The sequence below is a fragment of the Actinocrispum sp. NPDC049592 genome (assembly GCF_040675465.1).
Classification (GTDB): Bacteria; Actinomycetota; Actinomycetes; order Mycobacteriales; family Pseudonocardiaceae; genus Kibdelosporangium.
Genome location: NZ_JBFAPA010000014.1, coordinates 106,514 through 121,955, shown reverse-complemented (window position 1 = coordinate 121,955; position 15,442 = coordinate 106,514). Strand labels below are relative to the sequence as shown.

At 64.4% G+C, this 15,442-nt stretch carries 9 protein-coding genes, 1 tRNA gene and 2 pseudogenes; 7 read left to right on the top strand and 5 right to left on the bottom strand.

The genetic code is table 11. From position 1 onward, the window contains the following. Window positions 1-285: 285 nt before the first annotated feature. Window positions 286-4,140, bottom strand: coding sequence for a helix-turn-helix domain-containing protein (locus AB0J95_RS31325; RefSeq protein ID WP_364765789.1), 3,855 nt, complete (start codon window positions 4,138-4,140; stop codon window positions 286-288). Window positions 4,141-4,173: 33 nt separating this feature from the next. Then, window positions 4,174-6,723 carry an NACHT domain-containing protein gene (locus AB0J95_RS31320; RefSeq protein ID WP_364765787.1) on the bottom strand — a complete coding sequence of 850 codons (2,550 nt, stop codon included), beginning with the start codon at window positions 6,721-6,723 and terminating at the stop codon, window positions 4,174-4,176. Between the two features lie 283 nt (window positions 6,724-7,006). Here AB0J95_RS31320 and AB0J95_RS31315 point away from each other — a divergent pair. Together AB0J95_RS31315 and AB0J95_RS31310 are read left to right on the top strand one after the other, a co-directional pair. Continuing rightward, window positions 7,007-8,091 (top strand): annotated as a pseudogene (locus AB0J95_RS31315) (IS701 family transposase); the annotation flags it as partial. A 246-nt stretch (window positions 8,092-8,337) separates the two neighbouring features. After that, complete coding sequence (locus AB0J95_RS31310; RefSeq protein WP_364765785.1) at window positions 8,338-9,432, top strand: IS630 family transposase; 1,095 nt, start codon at window positions 8,338-8,340, stop codon at window positions 9,430-9,432. Between the two features lie 2 nt (window positions 9,433-9,434). On the opposite strand, the pseudogene AB0J95_RS31305 reads toward AB0J95_RS31310, so the two are convergent. Then, a pseudogene (locus tag AB0J95_RS31305) lies at window positions 9,435-9,629 on the bottom strand (transposase); the annotation flags it as partial. Between the two features lie 184 nt (window positions 9,630-9,813). Between AB0J95_RS31305 and AB0J95_RS31300 the strand changes: the two are divergent. After that, window positions 9,814-10,026, top strand: coding sequence for a hypothetical protein (locus tag AB0J95_RS31300; protein ID WP_364765784.1), 213 nt, complete (start codon window positions 9,814-9,816; stop codon window positions 10,024-10,026). A gap of 141 nt (window positions 10,027-10,167) precedes the next feature. Here AB0J95_RS31300 and AB0J95_RS31295 read toward each other — a convergent pair whose 3' ends face one another. After that, window positions 10,168-10,761, bottom strand: coding sequence for a hypothetical protein (locus AB0J95_RS31295; RefSeq protein WP_364766270.1), 594 nt, complete (start codon window positions 10,759-10,761; stop codon window positions 10,168-10,170). Here AB0J95_RS31295 and AB0J95_RS31290 point away from each other — a divergent pair. The 3 genes from AB0J95_RS31290 to AB0J95_RS31280 all read left to right on the top strand — a co-directional run bounded on the left by AB0J95_RS31290 (window position 10,660) and on the right by AB0J95_RS31280 (window position 12,225). Next, window positions 10,660-10,896, top strand: a complete 237-nt coding sequence (locus AB0J95_RS31290) for an integrase core domain-containing protein (protein ID WP_364766248.1) — start codon at window positions 10,660-10,662, stop codon at window positions 10,894-10,896. The two genes, AB0J95_RS31295 and AB0J95_RS31290, sit on opposite strands and share 102 nt — an antisense overlap. Window positions 10,897-11,024: 128 nt before the next feature. Next, on the top strand, window positions 11,025-11,900 hold the full coding sequence (locus tag AB0J95_RS31285) for a site-specific integrase (RefSeq protein ID WP_364765783.1): 876 nt from the start codon (window positions 11,025-11,027) through the stop codon (window positions 11,898-11,900). 58 nt (window positions 11,901-11,958) lie between these two features. Beyond that, window positions 11,959-12,225, top strand: coding sequence for a tyrosine-type recombinase/integrase (locus tag AB0J95_RS31280; protein ID WP_364765782.1), 267 nt, complete (start codon window positions 11,959-11,961; stop codon window positions 12,223-12,225). A gap of 143 nt (window positions 12,226-12,368) precedes the next feature. On the opposite strand, the gene AB0J95_RS31275 is transcribed toward AB0J95_RS31280, so the two are convergent. Then, window positions 12,369-12,442, bottom strand: a tRNA-Pro gene (locus AB0J95_RS31275). A gap of 681 nt (window positions 12,443-13,123) precedes the next feature. On the opposite strand from AB0J95_RS31275, the gene AB0J95_RS31270 reads away from it, so the two are divergent. Further along, complete coding sequence (locus AB0J95_RS31270; protein ID WP_364765780.1) at window positions 13,124-15,388, top strand: Orn/Lys/Arg decarboxylase N-terminal domain-containing protein; 2,265 nt, start codon at window positions 13,124-13,126, stop codon at window positions 15,386-15,388. Window positions 15,389-15,442 lie beyond the last annotated feature (54 nt).

The following is a 15,442-nucleotide window of genomic DNA, read 5'->3' as shown; positions in this document are numbered from 1 at the left end:
TCGCCCGACAGGGAGGGGTAAGAATCAGCCATGTCGTCTGGTGAGGCGCGTTACGTGATGCTGCGAATCTTGCGCGGACCTTGGCTGATAAACCAATGGCTGACTCCGAGTTGGTGCAACTCGCCGCGGTACTGGCGGATCTGGTGGTGGTGCTGGCGCGGCGGTTGGCTGGACGGTCGCCAGGTCAGGTGGATCAGGCCGGTCGGAGGCTCAGGCGGACTCGATTGGCCATGGCAGCGCTCTTCGGGCGACTTGCTCTCTGCTTCAGCACCAACTCAAGCTTGCTCATCGCTGCGGACATGGCGCGGTATAGGCGAGACCGGGGAAATATTCATCCCATTCAGACTGGGCGATCGGTGGATATGCGACCTCGCAGACTCGACGTGTGACACGTTCCACATCAGTCTCCCACAGTTGCACCGTTTTATCGCTACTGGCAGTGACCAAGGTATGATAATCAGGGCTGAAGAACGCTGAGTTGACCGAATCAGCGTGGCCGGTAAGGACACTTAACTGAACGGACCGATGAGGGTCGCTGATGTCCCACAATCGAGCCGTATAATCTGTGCTGCTAGTTGCCAATGTGCGACCGTCCAGTGCGAACTCCACGGAATTGATCGTGTTCGTGTGTCCGGTGAGGAAACTCATTTGGATGGGACGGCGAGGGTCGCTGACGTCCCACAATCGTGCGATGTGATCAGTGCCGGCGGTGGCGACGGTACGCCCGTCCGGACTGAATGCGACGGTGTAGATGACCCCCGCATTTGAGACAATGGTGGCCAGGGCATTGGGATGGTCTGCTCTACCGATGTCCCACAGTCGTGTAGTGCCATCGCTGCTTCCTGTGACCAGCGTGTGGCCATCGGGGCTGAACGCCACCGAATGGACGGTGCCCGCGTGACCGGCCAAGGTGCTGAGCAGTGCGACGTGGCGTGGATCCGTAACGTCCCAGAGCCGGACTGTGCTGTCGGCGCTACCTGTGGCGAGTATGTGTCCGTCAGGGCTGAACACCACGGAGAAAAGGTTGGAGGTATGTCCTGCGAGGACGGCGAGTTGTGCTGGTCGCCGAGGGTTGGTGACATCCCAGAGGTGCGCGAAGTAGTCCAAGCTGGCGGTCGCGAGCATATGTCCGTCTGGGCTGAAGGCGACTGACATGATGCCGTCGGTGTGACCGCCGAGGGTGGCTATTTCATGGAGCTGCCGCGGATCCGTCATGTCCCATAGCCGGACTTCGGGGTCGTTGCCGGCGGTCGCCAGCGTCCGTCCGTCCGGGCTGATCCTGGCCGAGTATGTCTCTTCGGTGTGATCGGCCCGGCCCGCGACGGGGACGTCCCAGAGGCGGACGGTTCCATCCAGACTGGATGTGCTTACAGTGTGTCCGTCCGGGTTGAACCTCACTGAGTGAACACGGTCGGCATGTCCGGTGAGGTTGTTTAGAGCCCGTGGGTTGTGTGGGTCGCTGATATTCCATAGCCGGGCCGTGCGGTCCTCGCTGGCGGTGGCCAGGATGTGCCCGTCCGGGCTGAACGCCGTGGAGTAGACGATCCCAGTGTGTCCGCTGAGAATGCCGAGTGGTTGGGGATTGTTCGCGATGGTGATATCCCAGAGCCGAGCGGTGTCGTCGAGACTTGAAGTGGCCAGGGTGTGCCCGTCCGGACTGAACGCCACGGAGAACACTCCGCTGGTGTGACCGCTCACTGTGGCGAGCGAGGCGGGATGTCGAGGGTCGGTGATTTCCCAGAGCCTGGCGACATTCTCGCCGTGGGCGGTGGCGAGCGTGTGGCCGTCCGGGGCAAACGCCACTCCGAGCACGGGTTTGGAGTAGCCGGAAAGGACCGCGAGTTCGCGGATGTGTCGGGGATCGGTGATGTCCCAAAGCCGCGCAGTCATGTCGTAGCTTGCGGTGGCCAGGACATGCGTGTCGGGGCTGAACGCCACGGAGCGGATGCCTTGAGTGTGGCCAGTGGCGGTGGCGAGTGCGCTTGGACGACGGACGTCTGCGACGTCCCACAGGCGCACGGTTTGGTCGTCGCCTGCAGTGGCAAGGGTACGTCCGTCCAGGCTGAACGCGGCAGAGGTGATGACGCCAGTGTGGCCGGGAAGGCTGGTCAGTTCATCCGGACGGTGAGGATCGGTGACGTCCCAGAGCCGAATTGTGCTGTCGGCGCCTGCAGTGGCGAGGGTGTGCCCATCTGGGCTGAAGGTCGCGGCATAAGCACCGTTGGTGTGGCCCGTCAACCGGGTGGCGTACGGTGTGCTGAATGTGCTGAGGAGGATGCTGCGGGCTTCCGTTGTGGGCCACAGCCGGTAGGCGGCGAGCGCAAGCTGTGCGGCGAGGGCAGGATTAGTGGCTCGCAGTTGTCCTGCCTCTCCGGCCACCTTTTGAGACAGCGCCTGGTTGCGTTCTTGTGTCGCGGTCTGTTGAGAACGGATCGCCAGGACGGTGCTTGTCGCCGCGAGCAGGAGCAGGACGGTCAGTAGCGTGACAAGCTGCCGCAATCGGCGGGTGCGGCGGCGAGCAGCGCGCTGCTCGTCTTGCTCGTGCATGATGGACGCGTCTAGGAACTCTCGGGCGAGTGGGGAGAGATCGGGGGTGGCGGTCTGGACCCAATCCTGGGCGGCGGCCAAACGGGTTCCGCGGTAGAGCGCAGCCGGGTCGTCGTTCTCGTGACGCCATGTGCTTGCGGCCTCGGCAAGTTGCCTGCCCACGATGAGCCCGGTGCGGTCCGCCTCCAGCCAGGCTCGCAAGCGGGGCCACGCTGTCAGCAGTGCTTCGTGGCTGATTTCAACGGTGTCCATGTCCGCGGTGATGAGTCGCTGCGCGACGAACCGGTCGAGCAGATCGTCCACTGCCTCTCCGCAGTCAATGACCAGTTCGGCCCTGCCGACCCTGCGTCTGGTGTCAGCGGCGCCGGGGGCGACATTCACGAGACTGAGGAACATGCGACGAGCCAGTTCGCGCTCGTTCCCGCTCAGCTGGTCATAAACCGCGCTGGCGCTGGCCGCGACGGCACCGTCGATCCCACCCACCTCGTGGTAGTCCGCAATGTTCATCCGCCGCCCATGCCCCTGGCGCCAGGTCGCGTACAACGCGTGCGACAGCAGCGGCAACACGCCGACGTCGTGCGCGCCCTCACCGCTTCGTGGCGCGACTTCCCGCAGCAAAAGCTCAACCAGCCCATCTTCGACCTTGATGCCCACCTTGCGGGCCGGTTCCACGATCGCCATCCGCAGCTCTGCCCCGGTCATCGGCCCGACGGCGAGTTGATTGGCTTGCGCTACTGCGACCAGCGGCGGATGGCGTAGTGCTTGTGCGTAGAAGTCGGCACGCAAGCCCAACACGACCAGCGCGTCACCTGGGTCGTCTGCCGAAGCACACAAGGCGGCGATGAACGCACTGCGCTCGTTGTCAGAGTTGAGGGTGAACACTTCCTCGAATTGATCGACGATGATCACCATGCCCCGTGTGACCTCGACACATGTTACCGGATCGGCTCTTATCGCTTCCGCTGTTTCATCAACTGAGTCGACGTGGCCGAACTCCGTCAACTGTCGAGCCAAGGAATACACTGCTTTGCTGCCAGGCGTCATCAGCAACGCTGACCGACCAGCTAGCTCAGATATGTTTCCAGAGCGCAGCGCTGGGATGATACCGGCCCGGAGAAGGGACGATTTGCCTGAACCCGACGCCCCAGTCACCAAAATTATGCCGCTGCGGCCGCGGATTTCGATCAGATTCGTAATCAATTTATTGGTCAACTCCGTGCGACCGAAGAACCATTCGGCATCCTCTGGCTGGAAGCTTGCCAGTCCTCGGTACGGCTCGGGTCCCGCAGAACGCGGACCGGGTGCCCGCCGTGCTCGCCGCCACGCCGCCAACCATTGCTCAATTGCGTCACCGTCGTGGACCCCGCACGTCTTGAGTACCCGCACCAGTAGGTCACCCGAGCTGATGGACGGCATACCCCGCCCAGCGAACCAGTCACCAATGGTGCTGTGCGCGCCCTGGACGCCAGCCTTGTCAGCTACTTGACGAACCGTAAGGCCAGCGTGTTCCCGAAGTGCGGACAACTGCTGGGCGAATTCCGTGCGCGTTCGGACTCGAAGAGGTTCAGGATCGTCCGGCGGCGAAGTGGACATAACGCCTCCTCTGACGGAAAGCTCAGTCAGAGTCTAAGCATCATGAATAAGATCAGGTCTTCGCCTTCGCGAGAGGTCCACGGAAGTGCGACTGCACCGCCGGTCGGCACTAGCCAGATGATCCTGTAAACGCGCATGTCGGAACTGGTAGACCGGTCCGGCCTGACGCAATATTCCGCGCCGGTGGGCGTCAGCAAGAAACCGCATCAGGCGCGGTGGCAGTTGTCCGCGGAGCCAGAACCAGCCTCGCACGATCACAAAAAGTCCCCATGCCGTGTCGAACCCGCCCGTGAGCAGGCCTGCGACTGCGCTGACCAATCCTGTGGCCAGTCCAGAGTCGAAGCCCAACATGGTCCCGACCATCAGTCCGATGCCAAGGGCGAGGCCCGATCCCTGGGTGACTCCCCGAACCATAGACATGATCCTGTCCCGGCTTAGGACCGACCAAGGACTTGGTGTGTGTAGTTCGTCCACAGGCGCCTTGAGCCAGTCAGCGATCGCGCCCGGGAGCATGGCGGACAACCCGGCGCCGACGCCGAATATCACACCGTTGTCCACGCTCACCAGCGGAACGGTCACCAGAGCGATCACCATGCACATCAACAGTCCGAACACGACTCGACCCCGAATGGCTGCTGCGAGCTGCCGGAGCCGGCCGCGGACCTGGACGTCCGCCAAACCTGGAGTGTGCTGGGACCGCCAGGCCCGCCCAGTTACCAGCCCAGACATGACTGCGGGCAGGAAGCCGGCGCCGAGAACGGTCAGCAGCAGGGCAGGTGAGCCCGCGATTAGGCCCGCTGAGTAGGCGCCGAGACCGATGCCTGTCCCGGTCAGCAAACCGATCGCGAGCCCGTAAACCGAGTTGGTCACCCTTGGTGGAACCTCTCGGTACAACTGCCACCAGGCCAGGTCATGGGTTCCCTGGCGGTGGAGGTGTGTGGCAAGGAATGTGAGCCATCTCCTGGCGTCCTCAGGGCGATACTTCACTGGGGTTCTTGTCGCCTTGCCGGGAAGGAGGGCTGGGGGCTGATCCTGGTACACGGCTGGGATGAGCATTTCCAGCAGATACTTCTCCACGGCCGCGCGGTTAGCGAACCGCCCGGAGTCGATGAGCTCGACCGGGTTCGTGTCGGGAGCCGCGTAAGCGGTCCTGGCTAGCCAGACCATCAGCGCGGTCGACAGCGCTGCGGCGAGCGGATGTTTGGGGTGCTCACGCAGATGCTCGCCAACCGGCTGCCACCGGCGATTCGCCGGGCATGTGTTGGAGAGGTAGGTCAGAGCGTCAGCCGTGTCGACGGGGTTGATCTCGATGACCGCGGCATTCGACAGGACTCGCCCGTTGGTCGCGATGGCTGCCTGATACTCGACACTGCGGCAAGTGACAACGAACGGGCGACCTCCGGTCATGGTTCGGTCCAGCGCTGCTATCGCGACAGGACGCAACGGCGGGGACATCTCGTCCACACCGTCCAAGATCGGTAACACGGCTCCCTCGGCGACCAGTCGATCGGCGAGCCGCAGGCCGGTGTTGTCCACTTTGGCCAGTGCTGGATAGTCCTCGATCAGCTGCTGTGTGACCCACACGTCCACATGTTCGCGGTTCGGGTGCCACGACGCCGCGGACAGCAATACCGGCACTTGCCCGCCTTGCGTTCGTCGGCGATCGAGCAGACCCAGGGTGAGGAGTATCGCCAACGCTGTCTTACCCGCGCCCGGTTCGCCGAGAACGACCAGTTGTCGGTGCGGTAGCTGGAGGAATGCGTCGACGATCTCGTCGAGGCGACCGTGCAAGCGCAGCCGTAGTGGCCGGCCGGCGACCGTTCCGCCCAACACAGCCCTCGGCTGGGCGGCAACGGCTCGTGTAGTGGTCGACCATTGCAGCGGTAGTGGTTCCGGTTGGTTCAACATTCGGGCCGCCGCTTCGTCTGTCCACTGTCGACGGATGGCCTCAGCGAACTCGCCGGCGCAGTCCGAATCTGCTTGGCGTGGCTCGGGGGCCGGTGCACCACGAGACGACGTGTACGGGTGGTCGGGCCGGGCGATCCACACAACGGCCCGGGTGTTCTTGACCCTCACGTCCACCGGGCGGTAGGTATCGGGCCTGCTCGCCGGGCTGTGGCGAACCACCTCGTCGAAGAACCAGGACGACGTAGCCACTACCAGCACCCCGGGCGAAGTGGCGAGCGCCCTCCTGACCTCCTGGGCGTCCAACAGCCGAAACGCCAGGTTGATGGCGGCCGCGGTCGTTCCGTGCTCGTCATAGTTGACCTCGCCGGCATGCAGGGCCATTCGCAGCCGGATCCGCTCCTCGGCGCAGTGCGTCCGATTGTGCTCATGCAATGCACGCACCAACTCTGCGGGCAGCGATTCGACGAACAGACTCTTGACGATGTTCGGCGTCACCAGAATGAACACGCCGTCCCCGCGATCCTCGTGTCGCCAGTCGGCTCGCCGCATGCCGACGCCGGCGAAGGCAACCTCCAACACGCGGTACAGCCCGTCTCGCACCGCCACCTGGTGCCGGTTGGTCCGGCGGCGATCGGAGAACCCTTCGATATCCACCACGAGAATCGTCCGATGCACCGCTGGACTGCATTGTGTTGTCTCGGCTGCCATCTGGCCTCGCTCGGTCAGCGCCCGTTCGTTGCGCTCGACCTTCGGCCGCGCTGTACAGCAGACGGAAGGGGCGCGGAGGTTATCCGTACAAGGCCGTACGGGACAACGGCTGGGCCCAAACCCAGAAGCCACTTGTGACGACCGTAGTCCCAGGGGCGGATCAGGTCGACTAGTACTCCAGCCGCACTTAGTGATCTTCATCGTGTAACTTGTCGATCTTGTGGTGACCGATGAGGATCTTGACGCCTGGGTGGACGGGCTGGAGGAGTTGTTCGCGGGGGTGGCGGGCCGGTTCTACCGGGTCGAACCTCGCGGCGGGCGCGCGCTTACGTGCGTGGTCTGCTCGCTCCGCTGGCGGGCAAGAACGGATGGACGCTGGCCGAGGCTGCCGGTGACCTCATCCCGGACGGGATGCAGCGCCTGCTCAACGCCGCCACCTGGGACGCCGAGGGTATCCGTGACGACGTGCGCGCTTACGCGGTCACACATCTGAGCGAGCGCGATGGGGTGCTGATCGTCGATGAGACCGGATTTCTGAAGAAGGGTACGAAATCCGCTGGAGTGCAACGCCAGTACTCCGGCACCGCCGGCCGCATCGAGAACTGCCAACTCGGCGTGTTTTGCGCTTACGCCACAAGCAAAGGCCGTACGCTGATCGACCGGGAGCTGTACCTGCCCAAGTCCTGGACCGGTGATCGGGAACGGTGCGGCGAAGCGGGGGTACCTGACGAGATCGAGTTCGCGACCAAACCCGTTCTGGCGCAGCGGATGCTCGCGCGGGCGCTGGACGCCGGGGTCCCGGCGAGCTGGGTCACCGCCGACGAAGCCTATGGCGGGGACTCGAAATTCCGCCGCTAGCTGGAGGATCGGCGGATCGGCTATGTCGTGGCGGTGCCAGCCAATCAGACCATCCCCGCGGTGGCCGGCGCCATCCCGGGCCGACGTGCTGGTCACGCACGCGCCCGGCGAGGCGTGGAAACGCCGCAGTTGCGGCGAGGGCGCCAAAGGACCACGGGTGTTCGACTGGGCGGTGGCCGAGTTACCGACCTATCCCGACACCACGCCACCCGTGTGGGGACGTTGGTTGCTGGCGCGTCGTTCCCTGACCCGCAACAGCAGGTCCGAGCACGAGATCGCCTACTACTTGTGTTGCGCCCCGCAGGAACGACCGATGATGATCTCATTCGGGTCGCCGGGACCCGCTGGGCGATCGAGGACTGTTTTCAGACCGCCAAGACCGAAGTCAGCCTGGACCATTACCAGGTCCGCCGCTACGACGCCTGGTACCGGCACATCACCCTGGCCATGCTCGCGCACACCTATCTGGCGGTGACCGCGGCGATTGCCCCAAAAGCCCTGGCAGCGGCCTCATCCCCATCACGCTGGGCGAGGTCAACCGTCTCCTGGCACACCTGATCACCACACCGTTCGATCGCGTCGTGACCTGGGCCTGGTCCCGGTGGCGTCGACGCCACCAGTACCGCGCCCAACAAGCCCACTACCAGCGCAGACAGGCCAGCTACTACGAAGTGCGGCTGGAGTACTAGTGTCCTGAGTCGTTGATTCATTGTATGGTCGGGTATGGGTAGTCGTGGACCGGCGTTGCCGCAGCTGGTTTTGTCCGATGTGGAGCGTCAGACGCTGGAAGGGTGGTCGCGTCGGCGTTCCACAGCTCAGGCATTGGCGTTGCGGGCGCGCATCGTGCTGGCGTGCGCCGAGGGCTTGTCCAACATGGATGTGGTGCGACAGTTAAGGGTCTCGCCGCCCACGGTGGGCAAATGGCGTCGCCGGTTTGTCGAACACCGCCTGGACGGGTTGGCTGATGAACCGCGGCCGGGCGCTGCACGCACGATCACCGACGAACACGTCGAGCGAGTGATCACCGCTACGCTGGAACAGGCACCGCCCAACAACGACTCGCACTGGTCCACCCGCTCGATGGCCACCGCGATGGGCATGTCCCAATCGGCGATCTCCCGGATCTGGCGGGCGTTCGAACTCAAACCCCACCTGGTACAGACCTGGAAACTCTCCACCGACCCCTGGTTTGTTGACAAGGTCCGCGACGTCGTCGGGCTCTATCTCGACCCGCCGGCCACAGCGATGGTGCTGTGCGTGGACGAGAAGTCCGGCATGCAGGCACTCGACCGCACCGCTCCTACCCTGCCGATCATGCCCACCACCCCGGCCCGCCGAACGCACGACTACGTGCGACACGGCACCACCAGCCTGTTCGCCGCCCTGGATATCGCTACCGGCACGGTCATCAGCCAGCACCAACGGCGGCATCGCCATCAGGAATTCCTGCGATTCCTCAAGACCATCGACGCCAACACACCACCCGAGCTGGATCTGCACCTGGTCTGCGACAACTACGCCACCTACAAGACCCCCGAGATCAAGACCTGGCTGATCCGCCATCCTCGCTTCCACCTGCACTTCACCCCCACCAGCGGTTCCTGGCTCAACCTGGTCGAACGCTGGTTCGCCGAGCTGACCAACCGCAAACTCCGCCGCTCGGCACACCGCAGCATCGCCGAGCTCGAAACCGACGTGAACGCCTGGGTCGCCGCGTGGAACGACAACCCGAAACCGTTCGTGTGGACCAAAACCGCCGACGAGATCCTCGACAACCTCGCCCGCTACTGCCAACGAATCAACGACTCAAGACACTAGGTGTCCTGAGGGAATCCGGTGTCATCGATCACCAGCGCCCGCGGGTCGACGAACTCACGCGCCCACACCGCCAACCGTCGCCGCACCTCGACGTGGTCCCACGTGGACGTGCTCACGAACTGCTGCAACTGCTGGTGATCAACCCCGAGCCGCTCGGCCATCGGCTGCATCGACTTACGCTTGCCTTCCAGTATCAGGGCATCGCCAACGCCCGACCACTACAACCGTCGCCAGAACGATCACCGATCCAACCCAGATCACCCAGCTCGACATCCGCCGACAACCACGGTTGGGAGGAATCCTCAACCAGTACCTGTGCCGCTCGAAAACCCGTCTCGCCTGGTCAGACACCTGAGTGAAGTCCGTTGGGATCATGCAGCAGTGATCGTGTCGCTGCTGTACCAACTGACTCGACGACTACTGTCGGTCCCTGCGGTGCTGTTGCGCCGTGACTTCGCCAGGGACGCCGAACTGCTCGTGCTCCGGCACGAGAACGCCGTCCTCCGCCGCCAGATCACCGGCCAAGTCCGGTACCAGCCAGCAGATCGGTTCTGGTTCGCCGCGCTGTCCTCGCTGCTCCCCCGACGCCGCTGACACGAGATCTTCCCCGTCCAACCCGCAACAATCCTGGCCTGGCACCGCAGGTTCATCGCCGCGAAGTGGAACTACAGTGCCCGCCGACGCCCCACCGGACGGCCATCTACCCACTCGACGATCAAGAAGCTCGTCCTTGACCTAGCCCACGACAATCCGCGTTGGGGACATAGAAGGATCCAAGGTGAGCTGGCCGGTCTCGGCCACAAGATCGCTGCGTCGACGGTATGGGAGATCCTGAACTCGGCCGGTATCGGTCCCGCTCCACGCCGAGCCGGTCCCACATGGAAACAGTTCCTGGCCAGTCAGGCCCGCGGCATCATCGCGGCGGACTTCTTCCACATCGACACCGCGCTCGGCAAACGCCTCTACGCCCTGATCTTCCTCGAACATGGCACACGGCGGCTGCACGTCGCGGGTGTCACCGCCCATCCGACCCAGGACTGGACGACACAACAGGCCCGCAACCTCGCTACAGATATCGATGGAGGGCTCGGCAAGCTCCGGTTTCTGCTTCGCGATCGAGACACGAAGTACTCGGCGGCCTTCGACGCTGTCTTCCAAGCAGAGGACATGGAGATCCTGACCAGCGCACCGCAGGCGCCGAAGATGAACGCGCACTGCGAACGGGTCATCAGGACCCTCCGCAATGAGGTATGCGACCACGTTCTCATCCTTGACGAGGCACACGCTCGTGAGGTACTCGTCGAGTACCAGCGGCACTACAACCAGCACCGGCCACACCAGGCCCGACAACAGCGACCACCCGAACCTCACCAACCTGAACAAGCACAAGCATTCAACACCCGTCAGTTGCTACGCACCCGCGTCCTCGACGGACTCATCAACGAGTACCGGTACGCGGCTTGACGTGCAGCAATGACTTTTCGAGCGGTACAGCCACCGTTCGTCCAGATCTCAGAGCGGGTGGTCATCTACTTGGCGGTAGATGTTGAGCAGTGGGTCATGAGCCGACGGACCGATCCAGGTGAGGCAGCATGACTGACAAGAAGGTCAACCTGCCGATCGGCGTGTCCATCTCGTGCGACATCGAACATCGGCCCGATCGGACGCTCCCGTACCGCGCTCGGGTCCGGTGGGTCGACCCCGCGACCAAGAAACGTCCGTCCAAATCGGAGGCATTTGAGTCAGAGGACGATGCCAAGGCGTGGATTGATCGCATGCAACGCGCTGCGGCTCACGGCGTTAGTCCAGCGACGGCGACGATGACCCTCGCCGACTACGGCAACGCGAACATGCCTTTGGCGCTGCGAGGGCTGGAGCCGAAGACGACGGATCCGTACATGGCTGGTGGGCGCAAGCGTGCTGTGCCAACGCTCGGGCACCTGGCGGTCACCATGATCACGAATGGAGTGGTCGACCGGGCGGTGCACAGCTGGATCGCGGACGAATGCAGCCGATCGACGGTCAAGAACACAATTGCTGTCCTGGTGCGGGTCATGGAACAGGCGGTGCGAGACGAGATCATCGACCGCAACCCGGCGAGAGTCACTGGGTGGCAACGGGAGTACAAGCGGGCTGAGGACGAACTGGATGACCCGCGTTCGCTCGCGCTGCCTGATTGGTACACGCTCACTCGGCTCGCTGACGCTCTCGTCGCCCGATCCGCTGACAACTACGCTGGTTGGGGCGATGTCGTGTTGTTCGCGGGCTGCACGGCGGCCCGGATCGGGGAGGTGTCCGGCTGTCGGGTCAAGGACATCGACACGAACGAGTGGACCTGGAACGTCCGGCGGCAGACCACACCGTCGCCTGGTGGCCTGGTCGACAAGGGCACCAAAGGCAAGCGAGCGAGAACCGTGCCGCTGATTGAGGACATTCGCGAACTGGTTCAGCGTCGAATTCGGCTGTGAATCGCGAACCGGACGCACGCCTATTCACCGGTCCTCGGGTGGCCGAATCACGACGGCCGTGCTGCGCGACGCGACACATTGGGACGAGGTGGTGGGCAAGCTCGGGTACGAACACCTGCGTCGGCATGACCTCCGGCACACCGGGTTGACGTGGAAGGCCGACGCGAGCGTACCCGTGCACCACCTGCGCAAGATCACAGGCCACGGGTCGCTCACCACGACCCAGCGCTACCTGCACCCCGACAAGCAGGCAGTCACCGACGCGGGCGACCTGCTGACCAAGCACCTGCGGTCCCCACGCAGGGCCAACCTGAAGGCCGTCTGATGTCTCACACCGTCTTACGCGTCGTGGTCCCCATGTGGTCCCCAGCGAGCGGCGGTGATGATCTTGTCCATGATCGTTCAGCTGAACAAAAGAAGCCCTCTGACCTGGTGTTTAAGCCAAGTCAGAGGGCTTCCGAGCAACCGTCGGGACGACAGGATTTGAACCTGCGACCCCTTGACCCCCAGTCAAGTGCGCTACCAAACTGCGCCACGTCCCGGTTGAGGTGCTGGAACGAAGTTTAGCGTATGGGGTCGAGGGGATTTGAGTGGGGTGCGCAGGGGGCGGGGGCAGATGGGTCTGCGGCTGGGGCGGGGCGGCGCGCATGCAGGTGGGGTGGGTGGCGGTGTTGGGTTTGAGGGCGGGTGGGGTGGGGCTGGGTTTTGTGAGCGGGGTGGGATGGACATGTGTGCTGGTTTTCGGAGGGATGACATGTGCATGGCCGAGGTCTGACTGGTGAGGGCGAAAGGGGCCGTGTCGGGCCAAACGGTGGTCACGGTGGGGTCCGCGGGGATTGGTGGGGCGAGGACTTGGGGGGTGGGTTCGGGGGTGTCTGATCGTCGGGGGTCGGCGTTGTGGGCGCGGGGGGCTGTGGGTATATGGCGCGTCTCATGGGGGTGAGGGTGGTGGTGGCTTGGCTTGGTTTGTTCGGGTGGGGGGCCGCTGGGAGGTTTTGTCACCGGCTGGGTTTTGTCTGGGTAGGACGGGGTGTGGGTATGGGTCCGGGCGGATACCACGGTGGTGTCCACTGTGGTCGGGGGATCACCCGTTTGGACGGGGACAATCACCCGTTGGGCCGCTGGCGCTTATCAGCCCTTTGCCCGATCGACGTTAGCCCGGACGGCGCTCTATACCTGGGAGACTAGGAGGTATCTCCGCGGGTTCGGGGAGGAGCGGTCGGGTGTCCACCATTCTCTTGGCTCTCAACGACATCGCCGATGGGTCGGTGATGGCCGGTCAGCTTGAGCGGATCTGCGCGCGGCTGGCTGAGGACGGACATGGTGTTGTGCGGGCTGGGACTGATGATGACGCGTTGGCGCTGGTGCAGACGCGTGCTGATCTGACCGCGGCGTTGGTGAGCTGGGATCTCACCGATGACGACGGCGTCCTGGCACGGCCGGCCGAGGGGGTTTTGACGGCGCTGTTGAAGAGGTTCACGCGGTTGCCGGTGTTCCTGGTGACCTCTGCGGCTTCTGTGGACGATTTGCCTTTGTGGGTATCGCAAGTGGTGTGTGGGTATGTGTGGTTGCTGGAGGACACACCGGATTTCATCGCGGGGCGGATCGGGGTCGCCGCGCGCCGGTACCAGGACGAGCTGTTGCCGCCGTTCTTCCGGGAACTACGGCGGTTTGACGACACGCACGAGTACTCCTGGCACACCCCGGCGCACGCTGGGGGTGTGGCGTTCCTGAAGTCGCCGGTCGGCCGCGCGTTGTTCGACTACTACGGGGAACGGTTGTTCCGCACCGACTTGTCGATCTCGGTGGCCGAACTGGGGTCCCTGTTCGAGCACACCGGGCCGATCGGCGAGGCCGAACGCAACGCGGCACGGATCTTCGGCGCCGACCTGACGTACTTCGTGCTGCACGGCGACTCCACCGCCGACCGCCTCGCCCTGCACGCCAGCATCGCCGACGGCGAACTGGTGCTCGTGGACCGCAACTGCCACAAGGCGATCTACCACGGACTCACCCTGACCGGCGGCCGCCCGGCCTATCTCGTGCCCACCCGCAACGGTTATGGCCTGATGGGCCCGATCCCGCCCGCGGCGATGACCCGGGACGCCATCGCCGGCCGCACCAAGGACGAAAACCCGGTGTACGCCGTGATCACCAACTCCACGTACGACGGGCTCTGTTACGACGCCGTGCGGGTCGCCGAACTGCTGGGCCCCAGCGTTCCCCGGCTGCACCTGGACGAGGCCTGGTTCGCCTACGCCCATTTCCACCCGCTCTACGCCCGCCGCTACGGGATGTCCGTGGGCGTTGTGCCCGACGAGATCCGGCCGACCGTGCTGACCACCCAGTCCACCCACAAGTTGCTGGCGGCGATCTCGCAGAGCGCCATGCTGCACGTGAAGAACTCGCCCCGCTCACCGGTGGACCACCGGCAGTTCAACGAGACCTTCATGATGCACGCGACCACGTCGCCGATGTACCCGATGATCGCCGGGCTCGACGTGGCCGCGGGCATGATGGACGGGCCGGGCGGCCAGTGGCTCACCGACGAGGCGATCACCGAGGCCATCCGGTTCCGGCAGGCGGTGGCGCGCCTCGGCCGCCGGATCGCCGCCGCGGGAGACCGGCCGCCGTGGTTCTTCGGTACCTGGCAGCCGGACGAGGTCACCGACCCGCACTCCGGCCAGCGGTATCCGTTCGCCGACGCCCCGTTGGAGCTGCTGCGCACCGAACCCTCCTGCTGGACCTTGGAACCCGGCGCGGACTGGCACGGCTTCCCCGGTATGGAACCGGGTTACTGCCTGCTCGACCCGATCAAGGTCAGCGTCACCTGCCCCGGCACCGACGCCAGGGGGACCCCGGGCGAGATGGGCGTCCCGGCCCGGATCCTCACCGCCTACCTGGAGACCCGGGGCATCGTCGTGGAGAAGACCGACGCCTACACATGTTTGATTCTTTTCTCGATGGGCATCACCAAAGGCAAGTGGGGCACCCTCATCGACGGCCTGCTGGACTTCAAGTCCCTCTACGACAACGACATCGCCCTCGCCGAGGTGCTCCCCCAGCTGGTCCGGCAGTTCCCTGGCCGGTACACCGGCCTGACGCTGCGCCAGCTGTGCGACCAGATGCACGGCCGGCTCCGGGCCGGTGAGCTGATTCCGTTGCTCGAGGCGGCGTTCACCCATCCGCCGCGGCCGGATCTCACGCCAGCGCAGACCTACCAACGGCTCTTGCGCGGCGGCACCGAACCCGTTCGGCTCAGCGAACTGGCCGATCGAACCGTCGCCACGCAGGTCGTCACGACCCCGCCCGGTATCCCGGTCCTGATGCCCGGCGAGAATGCGGGCGCACACGACGATCCGACCCTTCGCTACCTGCGCGCGCTGGAGGACTTCGACCGGAACTTCCCCGGTTTTCCCAGCGAGACCCATGGTGTCGCGCGAGACAACGACGGCGACTACTGGATCACCTGCCTACGTCGCGCTTAGGTCCACAGTGGACTGAACAATCGGTTCCGTGAACATCCCATTTCGGGTGTATTT